At 47.6% G+C, this 13,839-nt stretch carries 10 protein-coding genes; 3 read left to right on the forward strand and 7 right to left on the reverse strand.

Annotated elements, in window-relative coordinates:
• Window positions 1-2 precede the first annotated feature (2 nt).
• From DPRO_RS03170 to DPRO_RS03185, 4 genes are read right to left on the reverse strand one after another with little or no spacing between them, the layout of a single operon-like run.
• Complete coding sequence (locus DPRO_RS03170) at window positions 3-752, reverse strand: flagellar motor protein MotB (RefSeq protein ID WP_097013626.1); 750 nt, start codon at window positions 750-752, stop codon at window positions 3-5.
• 6 nt (window positions 753-758) lie between these two features.
• Window positions 759-1,523 carry an OmpA/MotB family protein gene (locus DPRO_RS03175; protein ID WP_097010755.1) on the reverse strand — a complete coding sequence of 255 codons (765 nt, stop codon included), beginning with the start codon at window positions 1,521-1,523 and terminating at the stop codon, window positions 759-761.
• A gap of 17 nt (window positions 1,524-1,540) precedes the next feature.
• Entirely contained in the window at window positions 1,541-2,296 is a 756-nt protein-coding gene (locus DPRO_RS03180; protein ID WP_097010756.1) for a motility protein A, read from the reverse strand.
• 8 nt (window positions 2,297-2,304) lie between these two features.
• Window positions 2,305-3,384, reverse strand: coding sequence for a FapA family protein (locus tag DPRO_RS03185; protein ID WP_232005691.1), 1,080 nt, complete (start codon window positions 3,382-3,384; stop codon window positions 2,305-2,307).
• A 288-nt stretch (window positions 3,385-3,672) separates the two neighbouring features.
• Between DPRO_RS03185 and DPRO_RS03190 the strand changes: the two genes are divergently transcribed.
• From DPRO_RS03190 to DPRO_RS03200, 3 genes are all read left to right on the forward strand, one after another.
• Window positions 3,673-4,068, forward strand: coding sequence for a flagellar protein FlaG (locus DPRO_RS03190; protein WP_097010758.1), 396 nt, complete (start codon window positions 3,673-3,675; stop codon window positions 4,066-4,068).
• Between the two features lie 132 nt (window positions 4,069-4,200).
• The gene (locus tag DPRO_RS03195) at window positions 4,201-4,494 is read left to right on the forward strand and encodes a hypothetical protein (protein WP_097010759.1); all 294 of its coding nucleotides are present in this window, start codon (window positions 4,201-4,203) and stop codon (window positions 4,492-4,494) included.
• A 16-nt stretch (window positions 4,495-4,510) separates the two neighbouring features.
• On the forward strand, window positions 4,511-5,128 hold the full coding sequence (locus DPRO_RS03200; RefSeq protein ID WP_097010760.1) for an FMN-dependent NADH-azoreductase: 618 nt from the start codon (window positions 4,511-4,513) through the stop codon (window positions 5,126-5,128).
• Window positions 5,129-5,189: 61 nt separating this feature from the next.
• On the opposite strand, the gene DPRO_RS03205 is transcribed toward DPRO_RS03200, so the two are convergent.
• The 3 genes from DPRO_RS03205 to DPRO_RS03215 form a co-directional block, all read right to left on the reverse strand.
• Window positions 5,190-8,774 (reverse strand): PEP/pyruvate-binding domain-containing protein, encoded by a 3,585-nt coding sequence (locus DPRO_RS03205; protein ID WP_097010761.1) that lies wholly within the window; start codon window positions 8,772-8,774, stop codon window positions 5,190-5,192.
• Between the two features lie 361 nt (window positions 8,775-9,135).
• Window positions 9,136-12,837, reverse strand: coding sequence for a pyruvate carboxylase (locus DPRO_RS03210; protein WP_097013627.1), 3,702 nt, complete (start codon window positions 12,835-12,837; stop codon window positions 9,136-9,138).
• Window positions 12,838-12,901: 64 nt separating this feature from the next.
• A complete protein-coding gene (locus DPRO_RS03215) occupies window positions 12,902-13,822 on the reverse strand; it encodes a biotin--[acetyl-CoA-carboxylase] ligase (protein WP_097010762.1) in 921 nt (306 codons plus the stop codon).
• Window positions 13,823-13,839 lie beyond the last annotated feature (17 nt).

The following is a 13,839-nucleotide window of genomic DNA, read 5'->3' on the forward strand; positions in this document are numbered from 1 at the left end:
AACTACCACTTGCTTCGTCCAACGGGCAGATAAAAGAAATCAACCCGCCTGTTGATACGCTTATTCGCTTCAGTAGTACTGGGCAAAATAGGCTTTGCACTGGCATAGCCAACAGCCTTCATCCGTGTGGATTCTATTTCAGAGTTATCAAGAATATACCGCAAACAGCGGGCTGCTCGAGCGGCAGACAACTCCCAGTTCGAAGAGAACAAGTCAGATTCTGGACGTTCACCATCAGTATGCCCACGGATAACAAGGTTGAAGTTCTTATTTTCAAGTCCATGTATGACAACTGCAATAGCTTCTCGGGCTTGAGGATTCAATTCGGCTGTTCCCTTACGAAACATTACACTGTTATCAAAACGCAACATCACACCGGATTTATCACTACTGATTCGAGCCATATTGGTTAGGTCCTTGGCTCGTATAAACTTTCTCAGCCTAGCGCCCAACTCAACAATTTCCCGGTTTTCCCGAACACTTCTACGCTCTTTGAAGTTCGACTCAGCGTAAGGGGTCGCCAGGGCTGATTCATCTTCCAACTGAACTCCGAGGGCCTCTTGAATCGAGCCCATCATGAGTCGGAAGTTGGTGATGTCCTGATTGGTAAAAGACAACAACAAAACGAAAAAACAGAGAAGCAATGTCACCATGTCGGCAAATGTAGCCATCCATGCTGGAATGCCTTCCTCTTTTTTCGGTGGCGCAGACTTAACCCCACCCGCTTGTTCTTCTACTTGCTCTTCAGCCATGACCAATTACCACGCATCCCGCTGCGGCATATGAAGGTAGAACTCTACCCGTTGATTCTTTTTTCTGTTCTCTGGTGTGTCGTTCGGTGCAGAAGGCCTTGTATCGGCATATCCAACAGCTTTGGCCCTACTGATTTCTATACCGCCCTTATTTACTATATAATCGAGAGCCACTGCCGCTCGAGCAGCAGACAACTCCCAATTAGAAGGAAACTTTCGTGTGGATATCGGGCGATCATCAGTATGCCCTCGTACAACAAGATTTAATTTATAATCTTTCAAGACTTTGATGACATTATCTAGAATTGTGTCGGCATTCCCTGTCAACTCTGCCGTCCCAGGCTTAAACATAGATGAGGAATTGGCACTGAAGATAACGCCATCACGATCAGCAGTAACGCCGGTCCCCTCCTTGATCTCCACATCCTGGTCTTCAAGCAGGGATTTGATTCGCATGATCACACCCAACAAAAGGCGCTCGTCATGTGATATCTTTGCAGCCATTTCCTTGGCTGTCTTGCTGGTATTAAATTCAGCCATATCATCTGATACGGCTCTTAGTTCCTTAACGCCAAAGGCGCCCTTGATAGAGCCTAAAGCATCACGATACTTTTGCTCGCTTTGTTCGGCAAAAGATAACAGCAGAACAAAGAAGCAAAGCAACAAGGTCACCATGTCGGCAAAGGTGGCCATCCATGCCGGCAGCCCTTCATCCCCTTTGGGTTCCTCAGGAGGCTTTCTTTGAACTTGTTCTTCTGCCTTTTCAGCCATAATGATGCTTCTTTGCTTTACGCTGCGTTTTCACGCATGGCGGGGGCCAGGAAGGCTTCAAGCTTTTCTTTGACGACTGACGGGTGGTCTCCACGCTGCAAAGACGAAACCCCTTCAATCATGATCTGCATATATAACGCATCTTCGATTGAGCGCTCTTCAAGTTTTGTGGCAAGGGGCAGGAAAACACAGTTTGCCATGACTGCACCATAAAACGTCGTCAAAAGGGCAACGGCCATAGCCGGACCAATTGAGGAGGGGTCTGAAAGGTTGGACAGCATGTTCACAAGACCAATAAGGGTTCCGATCATTCCAAACGCAGGAGCCATGGTCCCCATGCCTTTAAAGACTGCCTGCCCTTGTCTATGGCGTTGTTTCATGAATTCGAGTTCAATTTCCATGACGTTTCGCACAAGCGCTTCGCTGGAGCCATCAACAACCAGCATGACCCCTTTTTTGAGAAATTCATTATCGATGTTGACCTTTTCCAGTGCAACCAGACTTTCTTTACGGGCAGTATCGGCCAATGTCGTTATCTGGCGAATAATATCCTGCGGATCGTTCGATTTGAATAGAAGCGTCTTCAAACCGACTTTGATTGTGCCGATGACCGTCCCCATTGGAAACATGACGAATGTAACGGCAAAAGTGCCTCCAACAACAACGACTATCGAAGGTATATCGAGGAAACCAGCAGCATTACCACCCATGAAAATGGTGGTAAAGACAAGCCCAAATGCACCGACGAGACCTATTAACGTTGCAATATCCATAAGCTATCTTATAGTTTTTTGGCAGTTGTGCCGATTTTTACTTCATTATTATCATAATAGAAATATACGTCTTCAAGAAAATCATCCACTTTGAGGAATGCGGATCCGATACTGATCTCAACCCCAGGCTTGACCACTCCCGTCACTAGAATCTTACAGCGATCTAAGTTCTCGGATTCCCGAATGCCTTCCCACAGTTTCTTCTTCAATTTCTTCAATAAGCTGAGCTCTTTCTGGGCTGAATCCTTCTTGATTGTCAGCTCCTCTTTATGCTCATCATTCTTATTCAACAATTTTTCATAAAGTGCGATGTCTTTATGAAGTTGTTTAATACGCTGATTATACTCTTCATCTGCGTGCAACAAGACAGGATCATAACCGACCACTAAAGATGTGTCGGTTCCAAGCCCACCTCCCAATTGCTCACCAACGTAGATATAGTCATGTGAAAAATAATCTCCGCCAGTCAGCCGTCCCCCAACTGCCAGACGTTTACCCGCGTATACGCGACTATGCATGAGAGAACCTTTTACCATGACATCCTCTCCGGCTTTCATTGTGCCAAACTCGCAAAATGATACCTTTATTGAATGCCCTGCTTCCAGCATTGCCGACTTGCCACCTTTTACGCCCCCTCGACAATTGAGGTCGTTTAATGCTTCTATGTGGGCACCTTCTACCTGCCCCTGGACGGAAATATTATTGGCATGAACAGAAAATCCGGTGCGAACAGCGCCGCCAATGATAAGATCGCCTACATAGTGAATGTTCCCGATTCTAAAATCGATATCCTCCAAAAGAGTCAGATTGCGCTTAACAATAATTTTATCATTATCATACAGCACGCACCCATTCACTGCGGCAAATAACTTGTCGGGCTCGCGTCGCTTAACGCCAGTCCCTCGACCGGCAGGAAAACGCTTCTCCGAGAACAGAAACCGTTCATCATATTCGCTCGAGTCAACAGTCTCAGGATCAACCCACTCTGCAAGTAAAGCACCGGCTTCAACGTTTTGAATATAATTCAACTCGTAGTGGTCGACGCTACCGTCATCCTGCTCTTGCGGCTTAAGACGAATCTCATCCACAAGTGGATCAAAGTGATGCTTCAAATAAAAAGGCATTAGCCTAAGGCTTCTCCATCAAGAATTATCGACAACAGTCTCTGAACACCCCTATATGACAGACTATTTTTAGAGTTTGTAACCATAGTTCAATTACGTATTACAGTCAATCCATTTAGTTTTTCTAATAGATTAGCCTATTCTTAATAATAAAAGGAATTACCCCTAAAGAAAGGCGCAAAGTTGCCGATAACAAGACCATAGAAGGCGAATTAGGTTGGGATGATTCGTGTAACACCAGGGAGGGAGCCCATGAATATCCCCGAAATATCCAATGACATAAAGCAGAACGTACGTTCGGAGAACGTAACCCGTGTCCAAACCGAGGACAGGGTTGCCCCGGACCAAGGTTCAGTCAGAACTGTCCCCGCTGCCGCGTCAAAGCAGGATGGAGCAAACTCAAACAGTTCTGGTGAGCAACACTTTGACAAGGCACACCTTGATTCCATCATCAAGGAAGCCCAGGAGCACTTGGAACAACAGGATATCAACCTCAAGTTCAATGTTCTTGAAGAAGGTGAAACCGTCCAAGTCGAAATTGTCGACAGTGACGGAAAGACCATACGAAAGATCCCGGAAGACGACCTCCTGAAGCTCTCCAAGTCGTTAAAGAATCTCGAACGGGGTTTTCTGGACAAGATTTCATAATAGCCGGCAGCCAATTTCGGACACTCAAGCCCTTTGCCTGATAGGTAAAGGGCTTTCCGTGTTTCTCTAATGCACTTGCCTTACCCATATGGGTAAGGCATATTATGAGTTAAGGAATCACAGGAGGAAAGTATGTCCGATTTCAGCATTTCCGCCATCACGCCTGCATCAATGGCCATGGAGAACCTGGCTTCAGGGACAGAGTCGATGCAAGATAGCTCAAGCACAGCTATTTCCGGCTTTAATGAAGGCGGTCCAGATACAATGGAGCACGCTGTTGCAGGAGCAGAGATAGCATCTCGCACGACAGACTTCCTTGGCACTGGAACCGACTTCAGTTCAACTGGCACAGATATCGATATTTCCCATGCAATCAATACGTCCATAATGGACGGCATGGGCAGCATCACTGACAAAGTCGTTTAATATCTAGCGAGGCAGCATGAGCAATATCATTTACATTCAGGCATCTCCGCGAGGAGCTCGATCTCACTCGCTTGCAGTAGCAGACGCTTTCGTAAACACACTGAAAACAGTAGACGAGAAAGCGAATATTCAAATTTATAAGCTACATGAAATGAGCCTTCCCGAGCTGGACAACGACACTTTGGTTGGCAAATACAATATCATGCATGGCCGAGAGTTCACTGATAGCGAAAAGGAAAAATGGAGTGCTGTGGAAACAGTAATCCATGATTTTAAAAAGGCTGACAAACTCGTCTTCGCAATACCTATGTGGAACTTTTCCATACCCTATAAGCTCAAACACTTTATGGATATCATAGCTCAGCCAACCTACACGTTCCAGGTTGGTCCCAATGGCTATGAGGGCTTAGTGAGCGCTAAAACATTTATCGCCTATTCTCGTGGTGGAGCATATGAAGATGGGTCAGCTTTTGACTTCCAAGCATCCTATGTAAAACACTATCTTGGTTTCATTGGTATCACCGACATACAGTCAGTCACTGTCCAGCCAACGTTGGCAGGAGGACCTGACGCCGCCCTAAAAGCACAAGAACAAGCCATCAATCAGGCTATCGAGATTGCAAAATCCTTTTAGTTGATCAAAAAAAGAGGCTTCGTCTTAGACGAAGCCTCTTTTTTCATATTTAGTCCCTACTCTACCACTCTTTTTCTCGCTGGGCTGCGAGTGCGGCTTCCTGCTCATCAAAGGATTCAAATCCAGCGTGATGCATGGCATCGACGACAGTGTTGTTCCAATCCCAGCAGGCATAAATTACCGGCTTGTGGAAAGTTCCACGGAACTGTTCCATTTCCTGGCGATAGAACTCTTCTTTGGGTGTCTCCATATGTTCACGAAGCTGTTCGCTAAAGCGATCAAGTTCGCCTTCATACCATTCCATGAAGTCTTCAGGAGATTTGTATTTTTTAAGAATATGGCCGTAACTGTTTGCTTCCAGCAACTTATTCAGATTGACCATATGTTGTTTTTTGAGCCAATCGCCCAAGTCTCTGGTTTTGATATTTTCAGCTTCAATAGCCGCCATATCAATTTTGGTCTGGTGGTATGTATCAGGAACAACCGATGCCGACACAATTCCAGCAATGGCTACCAAGCCTCTCAGAATGACACTATTGCTTACACCCTGGCCGCAGAAACCAACCTTCTTGCCGACCTTCTGACCGGCAAAGATAGCAGAAAGGATCGCCCACACAACCGCAGGGTCCTCTTCATCGTAGATGTGCTGCAGGCTGGCATTATCACGATCCGTGGCGAGTACCATCTGCGTCATATCGTTGGATCCAATGGAGAATCCGTCGACTTCTTTGAGGAACTCCTTGCACAAGATGGCATTACTCGGAATCTCAGCCATCAGGATAATTTTCAGCTCATCCTTTCCGGACTCAAGGTTGTGAACCTGCTTGAGGTATCGCTTCATGGACCGGGCTTCTTCCAGCGTACGCACAAATGGGAACATGATGCTCAGGTTCTTGCCGCCGTAGATACCACGAGCAAGCTTGAAGGCTTCCAGTTCCCAGTCATGGATATTTCTGGAAACACCACGATATCCAATCATCGGGTTATCTTCATATGCTTCGAACAAGGAGCCACCAAGCAGATTTCGATACTCGTTGGACTTGAAGTCAGTGGTTCGGTAAACAATCGTGCTTCCATAGAAAGCCATGGCAAACAGAGCCAGTCCCTGCGAGAGGGTCTGGATGTAGTTTTCTTTACCAGTCGTATAACCACGAGACTCGAGCAGCTTACGAATACGATCAGGTAACGTGGCGACTTCATCCATCTCGGACTTGAGCCCCATCTTCAGCGCGACTTCTTCACGCATGGCGGTTACCTGATCCAGATAAGCAACAACTTCCGGCTCATCTTTGATCTTTTCAACGTAATCCCAAACAATGCGCTCGTGCTCCTGACGAGTCTGCCAAGCTTCCGTACGCGGTTCGGGCATGGGCTCCAACATATCGTGGTAGCCAAGAATGACGGATACGTGTGCTTCCAAGTCAATGGATGTTTTCAGCACATCCAGTCGGTCAGTTGCCATGGAAATGTGATCATCAAGCTTATGATCCATTTCACGGAGCTGACGATGCATGGCAAGAACCTCATCCGTAGAACGGGAACCTTCCTGCTCTGCCAGGGAATCCATTTTCTTGGAAAGGCCGGTAATGAGACCGACATACTCACGCAGCTTGAGCGGAACACGGATAAGACCATCCGCCAACTGCTCCTTCATCACCTTGGTGAGTCGCTTGTCCATCTCGGCGAGCTTCTCTTCCACGAGGTCGTTCAGGGTGTCCTTATCGTAGGCTTCAAGCGCCATAGGATGCACACCAATGTTGCCGAGCATGAACTCTGCACGCAACAAACCGATCTCAAAATCAGGAACATTTCTTAAACGGGAAAGGAAAAGGGCCTGGCCAACATCGGCCAGAATCAGGCCGACTTTAGTCTTCGTCGGAGGCAGTTCGGCGACGTTGATCTCTCCACCAACTTCAACCAGGGGCAGTTCTCCGCGGTATACTTTGCCGCGCGAACCATCAACAGTCACCTGTTGGCCCTCAAGAGATCGTAACGCTTCCAAGCGCTGAATACCGATAATAGCCGGGATTCCCAGCTCTCGGGATGTGATGGCCGCGTGGCTGGTATCGCCGCCAACATCCGCAAGGATGGCAGATGCGATACGCATACCGGGAACCATATCCGGATCAGTACGTTCGGCAGCAAGAATATCGCCCTTGTTGATCTTGTTAAGTTCCAACGCAGATCGGAGATATTTCACTGTACCCTGACCAGCGCCACGAGATGCGCCATTACCTTCTACAATGACCTCTGCGCTATCGAGAGCCTTCTTGTCGACTTCAAGACGACGCATGAAAATGGTATCAGGATGTTGCTCAAAGTCTTCGTTCCAGCGGGTCTCGGGACGAGCCTGGACAAACCAAAGACGATCTGTTTTGTCGATACAAAACTCAGTGTCCATTATCATACCATCATAAGCTTTCGAGATAGCCCGTACACCCTGCGCAACCATTTCAGCCTGCGCAATGGACAATGCCCAACGGTTTACTTCATTCTCAGGAACCTTGACGACATGAGTCCCGCTACCGTCTTCTTTGTAGACGATCTTCTTTTCCTTGCATCCCATGTAGCGGATAACGACTTCGCGTTCACTATCACGCTGGAATACATAAAATTTATCAGGTGTCACCATTCCACCGACAACAGCCTCACCCAAGCCGTAACTTGCGTCGATGGAAACCAGATCATTACGATCCGTTCCACGGCAACCTGTTGCTGTATCTGCGCTAAATGCAGTACCGGAAATAACCGGATTAATCATGCGCATGATGCAAACAGACAAGGAGGTGTGCTCAATGGCCCACTCCTGCTTTGCAATTTCAGCGATAGAATCGTCACCGGTTTCTTCTGCTTTGGTGATTGCATCCAGAATTGCTTCACGACGATACGTCATTGAACGCAGGTTGTATGCGGATGCACAATCCCAATGGTAGGCTTCGAGACAGGTCTCTGCCCCTACGATGTTCAGATAGGTATCCTGAAGTCCTGCAAAAGCTTTCTTTCGGCTGTCCTCACCGGCTGCGGAAGAACGTACGGCCACGGGAACGTCATCCATGCCCGCTTCCTTACAAATGGAAAGATAGGCACCTTTGACTTCGTCAACAATCTCTTTAGGCAGATCAACAGAAAGGATAGCGGACTGAACCAAAACAGAGCGCATTCGAAGCTGATCAATTCCTTCTGGAGAAGTGGCGAATCCATCTACTACATTATTAATGAAGGTTCGCAGTTTGATCGGTGTGCCGGACTGCTTCGCAGTTTCTTCGCGAACTTTTTTTCCGACAAAACGCACAAAGTGCTGAAGATATTCAGAATCCTGATTGACCTCATCTGAAGCCCAATCAATCTTGTTGTATTCTTTGTCTACTGTAGACCGAACTACAGCTGCATTCACCTTGGTTTCATCAAGGATGGTATGGAAAACATGGGATGAAATAGCACGAAACTCAGGGGCACGAATCCCCGGCACCTGGCTGATGATGGCAGTATTATAGTTTTTACCGCCGACAAGGAGTTCAGCTTCTTCTCCTATAGACTTAATCTCGGCACCATTGAGCACCAATTGTTGTTTAAGCCGTTCGAGCTTTGCTTCAGCCTTACTGGCTGTCGCAGTCTTTTTAGCAGGCTTCTTCTGGGTTTTGGCCATTTCGCCCTCCTTGGAATTCCGTCATGTTTGCTGAGCAAGTAGTGCTCATTTTTCATGATCGTCTAGAATCCCAATAGTGTTTTTTTGAGTACAATACAGTTAAATCCCAATGAGTAAGTAGACCCCGCTTACAGGTAATTCCAACAGTTAGTCAATTAAACTATTGGTTCTACCAATGGTCCAATTATATCATCAAAACACCAATTTCTGAGCAATGAAACTGTATTATTTCAAATCATATTTCCACAAAAAACAAAGACTACCAAGGTCTTATGCCTTGGTAGTCTTTAATGTGTTTTTTATCTAATCCAGATTACTCTAGCTGGCTAGAACTGGACCAATTTTATATTAATATTATTTTTTACATCTTCTGACCACAAGTCGGACAGAAATTGAAGTCGCTATTCGGGACTTCAGATTTACACGTGGGACATACGCCAGCGGTGGCCCCAAGTTCAACAAGCAGTTCACCTTCGACTACCGGAATCATCTTTTTATCTTCCGTGTAGTTTGCCGACTTGATGACACGACGAACAACTCCATCAACAGGAGAAAGTACAGATTTTTCCTGCTTCATGATGGATATATTAAACAGCTCTTCGCCCACCTTGACGGTATCGCCGGGACGAACATGGGTAACCCAAAGATCGCCATTGCTCGGAGAGCCGACATGGAATGGATTGCCAGGGTCAGCCAACTCCAAAACATCCTTGGAACCTGTGTCAGGTTCAGCCACCTTGACCTGATGACTCATGATCTCAGAGTCGAGCACATAGCGAACAACTGCCATACCGTTCTCATCCGGTTCGGAAATGTCGAGAATACGCATTCTATGCGGTTTCTTGCAGTTCCCCTGGAAGTTGAGCACTTCACCCTTCTCCAGGCCTTCAAACCAAATATCAACGGGCAGATTGTTGATGTTTCCATACTTCTCGCAGAATTCAATTGTCGTAATCGCATCACCGGGGTGATTGAGATACATAACGAACTCTTCTTCACTCGGTTGACGGTGCAAACGTTTCTGAAGAGCTTCTTTTTCCGCAGCGAGATCAACGTCAGCCAGAGTCATCAAAGGTGAATCTTCTGTCCGTTTTGCGATAGCCGTTTCCCACCCTTTTCCAAATGCGGACTGGTACACCCAGTCTGCAGGGAATCCAAGGGGCAACTTGCCGAACTTGCCAAGCAGCAGATTACGGAAAGCATCATTGGAGTCACGATACAAGTCCAGTCGCGCACTACGTTCGTGGCTCGTCAGTTCATCCTCTTTGCAGAGGTTGACGACATCCAGAATGTTGAGCAGACGGCGTACTTCACGCTCTCCGCCACGTTTATATGCTCCAGTCACGGCAAGGAAAGCCGTATTCCAGGTGATTTGTGAACCAGGAGTTACATCATGATAGCGGACAATCTTGCGGGTTCCCTCAAGGAATTTGAGCATGTACGGAAGCAGTTTGATATATCCCTGCTTCAATGCTCCTTCCTGTGAGGATGACGTTGCACCACCCGGCATGCCATGTCTGACCACATCGTGGTCAATCCCCTGGAAATAAGGGGCCGTGTATTTATCGTAGTAAGGCATGATCTGCTTGAGCTTAAAGTTCGTAGCTCGAATCATATCCTTATCAAGATGCGTCTTCAGACCAATTTCATCTTCAATGTATGCAGCGGTGGACAAGACTTCACCCTGCCCGTACCAGCGAACAGAAGCACCAACCGCAACATCAACAATGTGCGCACCGGCCTTTGCTGCCGCCCCCATGGTCGGGACAAAAAGACCATCCGTGTAGTGACGATGACTGTGCACAACCAGTTCAGGATACCTCTGGGTAATGGTGCCAATCAACTCCTTCATGAAGCGCGGCGGACATACGCCAGCCATATCCTTCAAGCCGAGAATGATCATCTTCTCAGCTTTTTTCTCGCTCACACCGGCGACATCAGCACACATCCGAATGATTTCAGAAGTCACTGTCAGGTAACGCTCAACATCAAACCCTTTTGCCCAGGACAATGAAATGGCCGGCTCAAAGATATTCTTCGTTGAATTAAGGGCTACCTCGGCAAAAGGCCGCATGTTTTCGATGTGGTTGAGGAAATCGAAACAACGAATAACATCGTAATGTTCGTTGATCATTTCGCCGGTCAACCGCATCACATTTTTGGGCTGTGGCTTATAGCCAAGCACATTCGTTGAACGAATAAGGATCTGCTTGAGAGTATTGGGAGCAAACTTGTTCCACTCGGCAGCTTCGGAGAATGGATAGGTCATGTTGGCGAGCATGGCCACGTGAAAGTGTGCCCCGCCTCCGTTCTCCAGCGAGAAAAAGCCGCACTTATCAAGCGAAGGCCCAACAATGGCATCTTCAGCCTGGCGGAACCTGTTACCCGAGTTGGACTGTGTGATATCCCGCGTCGTGGTGTCGGTCATATGGACAATGCCCGCTTCACGATCGCTACGGAGCGTATCAAGTATACTATCGCGATCCATTCCACGAGTAATGTGTGGCTCAAACCAGCTTGATACCTCGGGAGACTCAGCCAACTGGAAACGACCAATCCGCTTGTCTTCCCGGCCTCTGTATTCTCCAAGCTGAATATACTTGTTGTACCCAAGGGCAGAGATTTCCGCGACCAGACGAGTCAAACGGAAGAAATCTGGTTCGCGATCAGAGTAGTCCATCAACTCTGCATAATTATGGCGAACAAAATTAGTATCGTAATCTGCCTCAATGAACTTGGCGTGATCAATGATCTTCCGGTGGAAGGGAATGGTCGTTTTCAATCCACCGATCATGTATTCGCGCAAAGCGCGCTTCATCAAAGCTACAACTTTATTCCAACTATTACCGTATGCTATGAGTAATGAAGCAGCGGAATCATAGTTGGAGGGGAAGCGGTAACCGTCCCCCACACAGGAATCGATACGGATACCCTGTCCACCCGGAGAAACATACCGAGTAATACGCCCTGAGTTGGGTTCAAAATTCTTTTGAGGATCCTCGCAGTTAATACGACATTGGAACGCCCATTGATAAGGCTTGTTTTTTTCTTCTGAAAGACGCAACTCTGCCCCAAAAGCAATGGCAATCTGCTCTTCCACCAAGTCAATGCCGTAGCGACACTCAGTAATGCCGTGCTCAACCTGAAGGCGAGTGTTAACTTCAATAAGGTACGGTTCACCATCTGCGTCCACGAGAAACTCAACAGTTGCCAGGGAGTAGTATCCAACAGCACTGATGAGGCGTCGGGAATACTCTTTCAACTGTGCACGAAGTTCTTCGGAATACTTCGGCCATGGAGAAGGTGTGATCTCAATAAGTTTCTGGTGGTTTCGCTGCACCGAGCAATCACGCTCATCAAAACAGAAAACATTGCCATATTTATCGGCAACAACCTGAATTTCGATGTGGCGTACAGAAGTGAGCAATTTTTCAACGTACAAACGAGGATTGCCAAAAGAGGCCTGCGCAAGGGCGGATGCCTTGGAAAATGCTTTTTCCAGGTCTTCATCCTTGTAGACTTCATAAATACCTCGTCCACCACCGCCACCTTCGGCTTTCAGCATTACCGGGAAGCCAATCTCCTTGGCTATCTCCCGAGCTTCAGGAATGGAAACGGCACCTTCCGAGCCTGGCACGACCGGAACATCCTGTTCCAAAGCAAGCTTTCGTACGGCGACTTTGTTGCCAAGGATGCGCATGGGCTCCTGCGGGGGGCCAATGAAAATGATGCCGGCTTTTTCGCAACGAGCCGGGAACGAATCATCCTCGGAACCAAATCCCCAACCCGGGTGAATAGCGACTACATCATTTGCCTTGGCTTTTCTGATTACCCTGTCCAAGTCAAGGTAAGCGCGCGGGTCCGATCCCAACAACAACAGTTCGTTGGCACCCGAGGAAGCGGGAGAAGTTTTATCAACGTCTGTGGCTGTCATGATAGCCTTGGCGTTGAACATCTCTGTAATGGAACGACAGATGCGTCTAGCCGGAATTCCCCGGTTAGCCACTAAAATCCGCTTTCCCTTGACCTCTTCAAGTACCTTTTCAAAGGACTTCGGCTGCATGGAAATCACTGTTCTCCCTGAAAAAAATGACAATAACATCTCCTCACCTCGTTTTGGACAGAGGCTACAGAGGAGCAATAGAACCGGAATAGAGAACGGCTTCTCCTTCCGCTTTGCGTATAATGAGTCCGCCGTCAGTTGAAACACCAACGACGACAGCATAAAAAGATATGTCTCCGCTCTCTCTTATCTCAACGCGATGTCCAACCCAGGCCATTTTATCCAATAAAGCGGACAAAAACTCAGGAGGGTCCAACTCGTCGAGCACATCTTCGTACACGTTTTTAAACCGATTTACAAGATGCCACCAAAGGCTCAAAGGGCCTGTCACCGTTGAATCAATCTCTATTTTTGCAGCTGGAACCGCACGATCTTCACGCATTTGCTGGTCTGGCGGAGAATAGTCCAGGTTAAGTCCGAACCCCAGAATATTTAAAGTCCCGGCGGACTCTATAAGCATTCCACCCACTTTCCTGTCCTTCTGAAGCAAATCATTGGGCCACTTGATTTGTAGAGCTCCGCCCACGACCTCCATGGCACTCGCAATGACGTATCCACAATACAAGGAGAGCAACTGCGGAAGAGCTGACTCCCATGGGCCACTTTGAGGCATTTCTGGCAAAAGAACAGAGACATATAGATTTCCTGGAGGGGAAACCCACGGCCTGCGCATCTGCCCCCTGCCCGACCGCTGAGCAACACTGACAACAGCCCCCCATTCGTCAATCAGGGAAGCATCAGCCAGATATCTAGCAACCTCCATCGTCGTAGAACATTCTCCAACGACAACGACTACGGTGTCCAAGTGTTGACCACTTTTACGAAAAACACCGTGACCATTGATATCAACAGGGTCTCCCCATGGCCCCATATCGTTTATATCCTTTGCCCAACCGCTACACGATTCAGCAACCTGCTCAATCGTCACAGGAGAAACAATGGGTTCAACACCCGTTTCCCACAAATAAATTCCTGGTGGCAACATGGTTTACCTTATGCTAA

This window comes from Pseudodesulfovibrio profundus, assembly GCF_900217235.1.
Taxonomy (GTDB): domain Bacteria; phylum Desulfobacterota; class Desulfovibrionia; order Desulfovibrionales; family Desulfovibrionaceae; genus Pseudodesulfovibrio; species Pseudodesulfovibrio profundus.

Excerpts from the sequence above, each read along its gene's own strand:
- DPRO_RS03215 (WP_097010762.1), bottom strand. The coding sequence starts at position 13,822 with ATGTTGCCACCAGGAATTTATTTGTGGGAAACGGGTGTTGAACCCATT.
- DPRO_RS03190 (WP_097010758.1), top strand. The coding sequence starts at position 3,673 with ATGAATATCCCCGAAATATCCAATGACATAAAGCAGAACGTACGTTCG.
- DPRO_RS03180 (WP_097010756.1), bottom strand. The coding sequence starts at position 2,296 with ATGGATATTGCAACGTTAATAGGTCTCGTCGGTGCATTTGGGCTTGTC.
- DPRO_RS03210 (WP_097013627.1), bottom strand. The coding sequence starts at position 12,837 with ATGCAGCCGAAGTCCTTTGAAAAGGTACTTGAAGAGGTCAAGGGAAAG.
- DPRO_RS03195 (WP_097010759.1), top strand. The coding sequence starts at position 4,201 with ATGTCCGATTTCAGCATTTCCGCCATCACGCCTGCATCAATGGCCATG.
- DPRO_RS03175 (WP_097010755.1), bottom strand. The coding sequence starts at position 1,523 with ATGGCTGAAAAGGCAGAAGAACAAGTTCAAAGAAAGCCTCCTGAGGAA.
- DPRO_RS03200 (WP_097010760.1), top strand. The coding sequence starts at position 4,511 with ATGAGCAATATCATTTACATTCAGGCATCTCCGCGAGGAGCTCGATCT.
- DPRO_RS03170 (WP_097013626.1), bottom strand. The coding sequence starts at position 752 with ATGGCTGAAGAGCAAGTAGAAGAACAAGCGGGTGGGGTTAAGTCTGCG.
- DPRO_RS03205 (WP_097010761.1), bottom strand. The coding sequence starts at position 8,774 with ATGGCCAAAACCCAGAAGAAGCCTGCTAAAAAGACTGCGACAGCCAGT.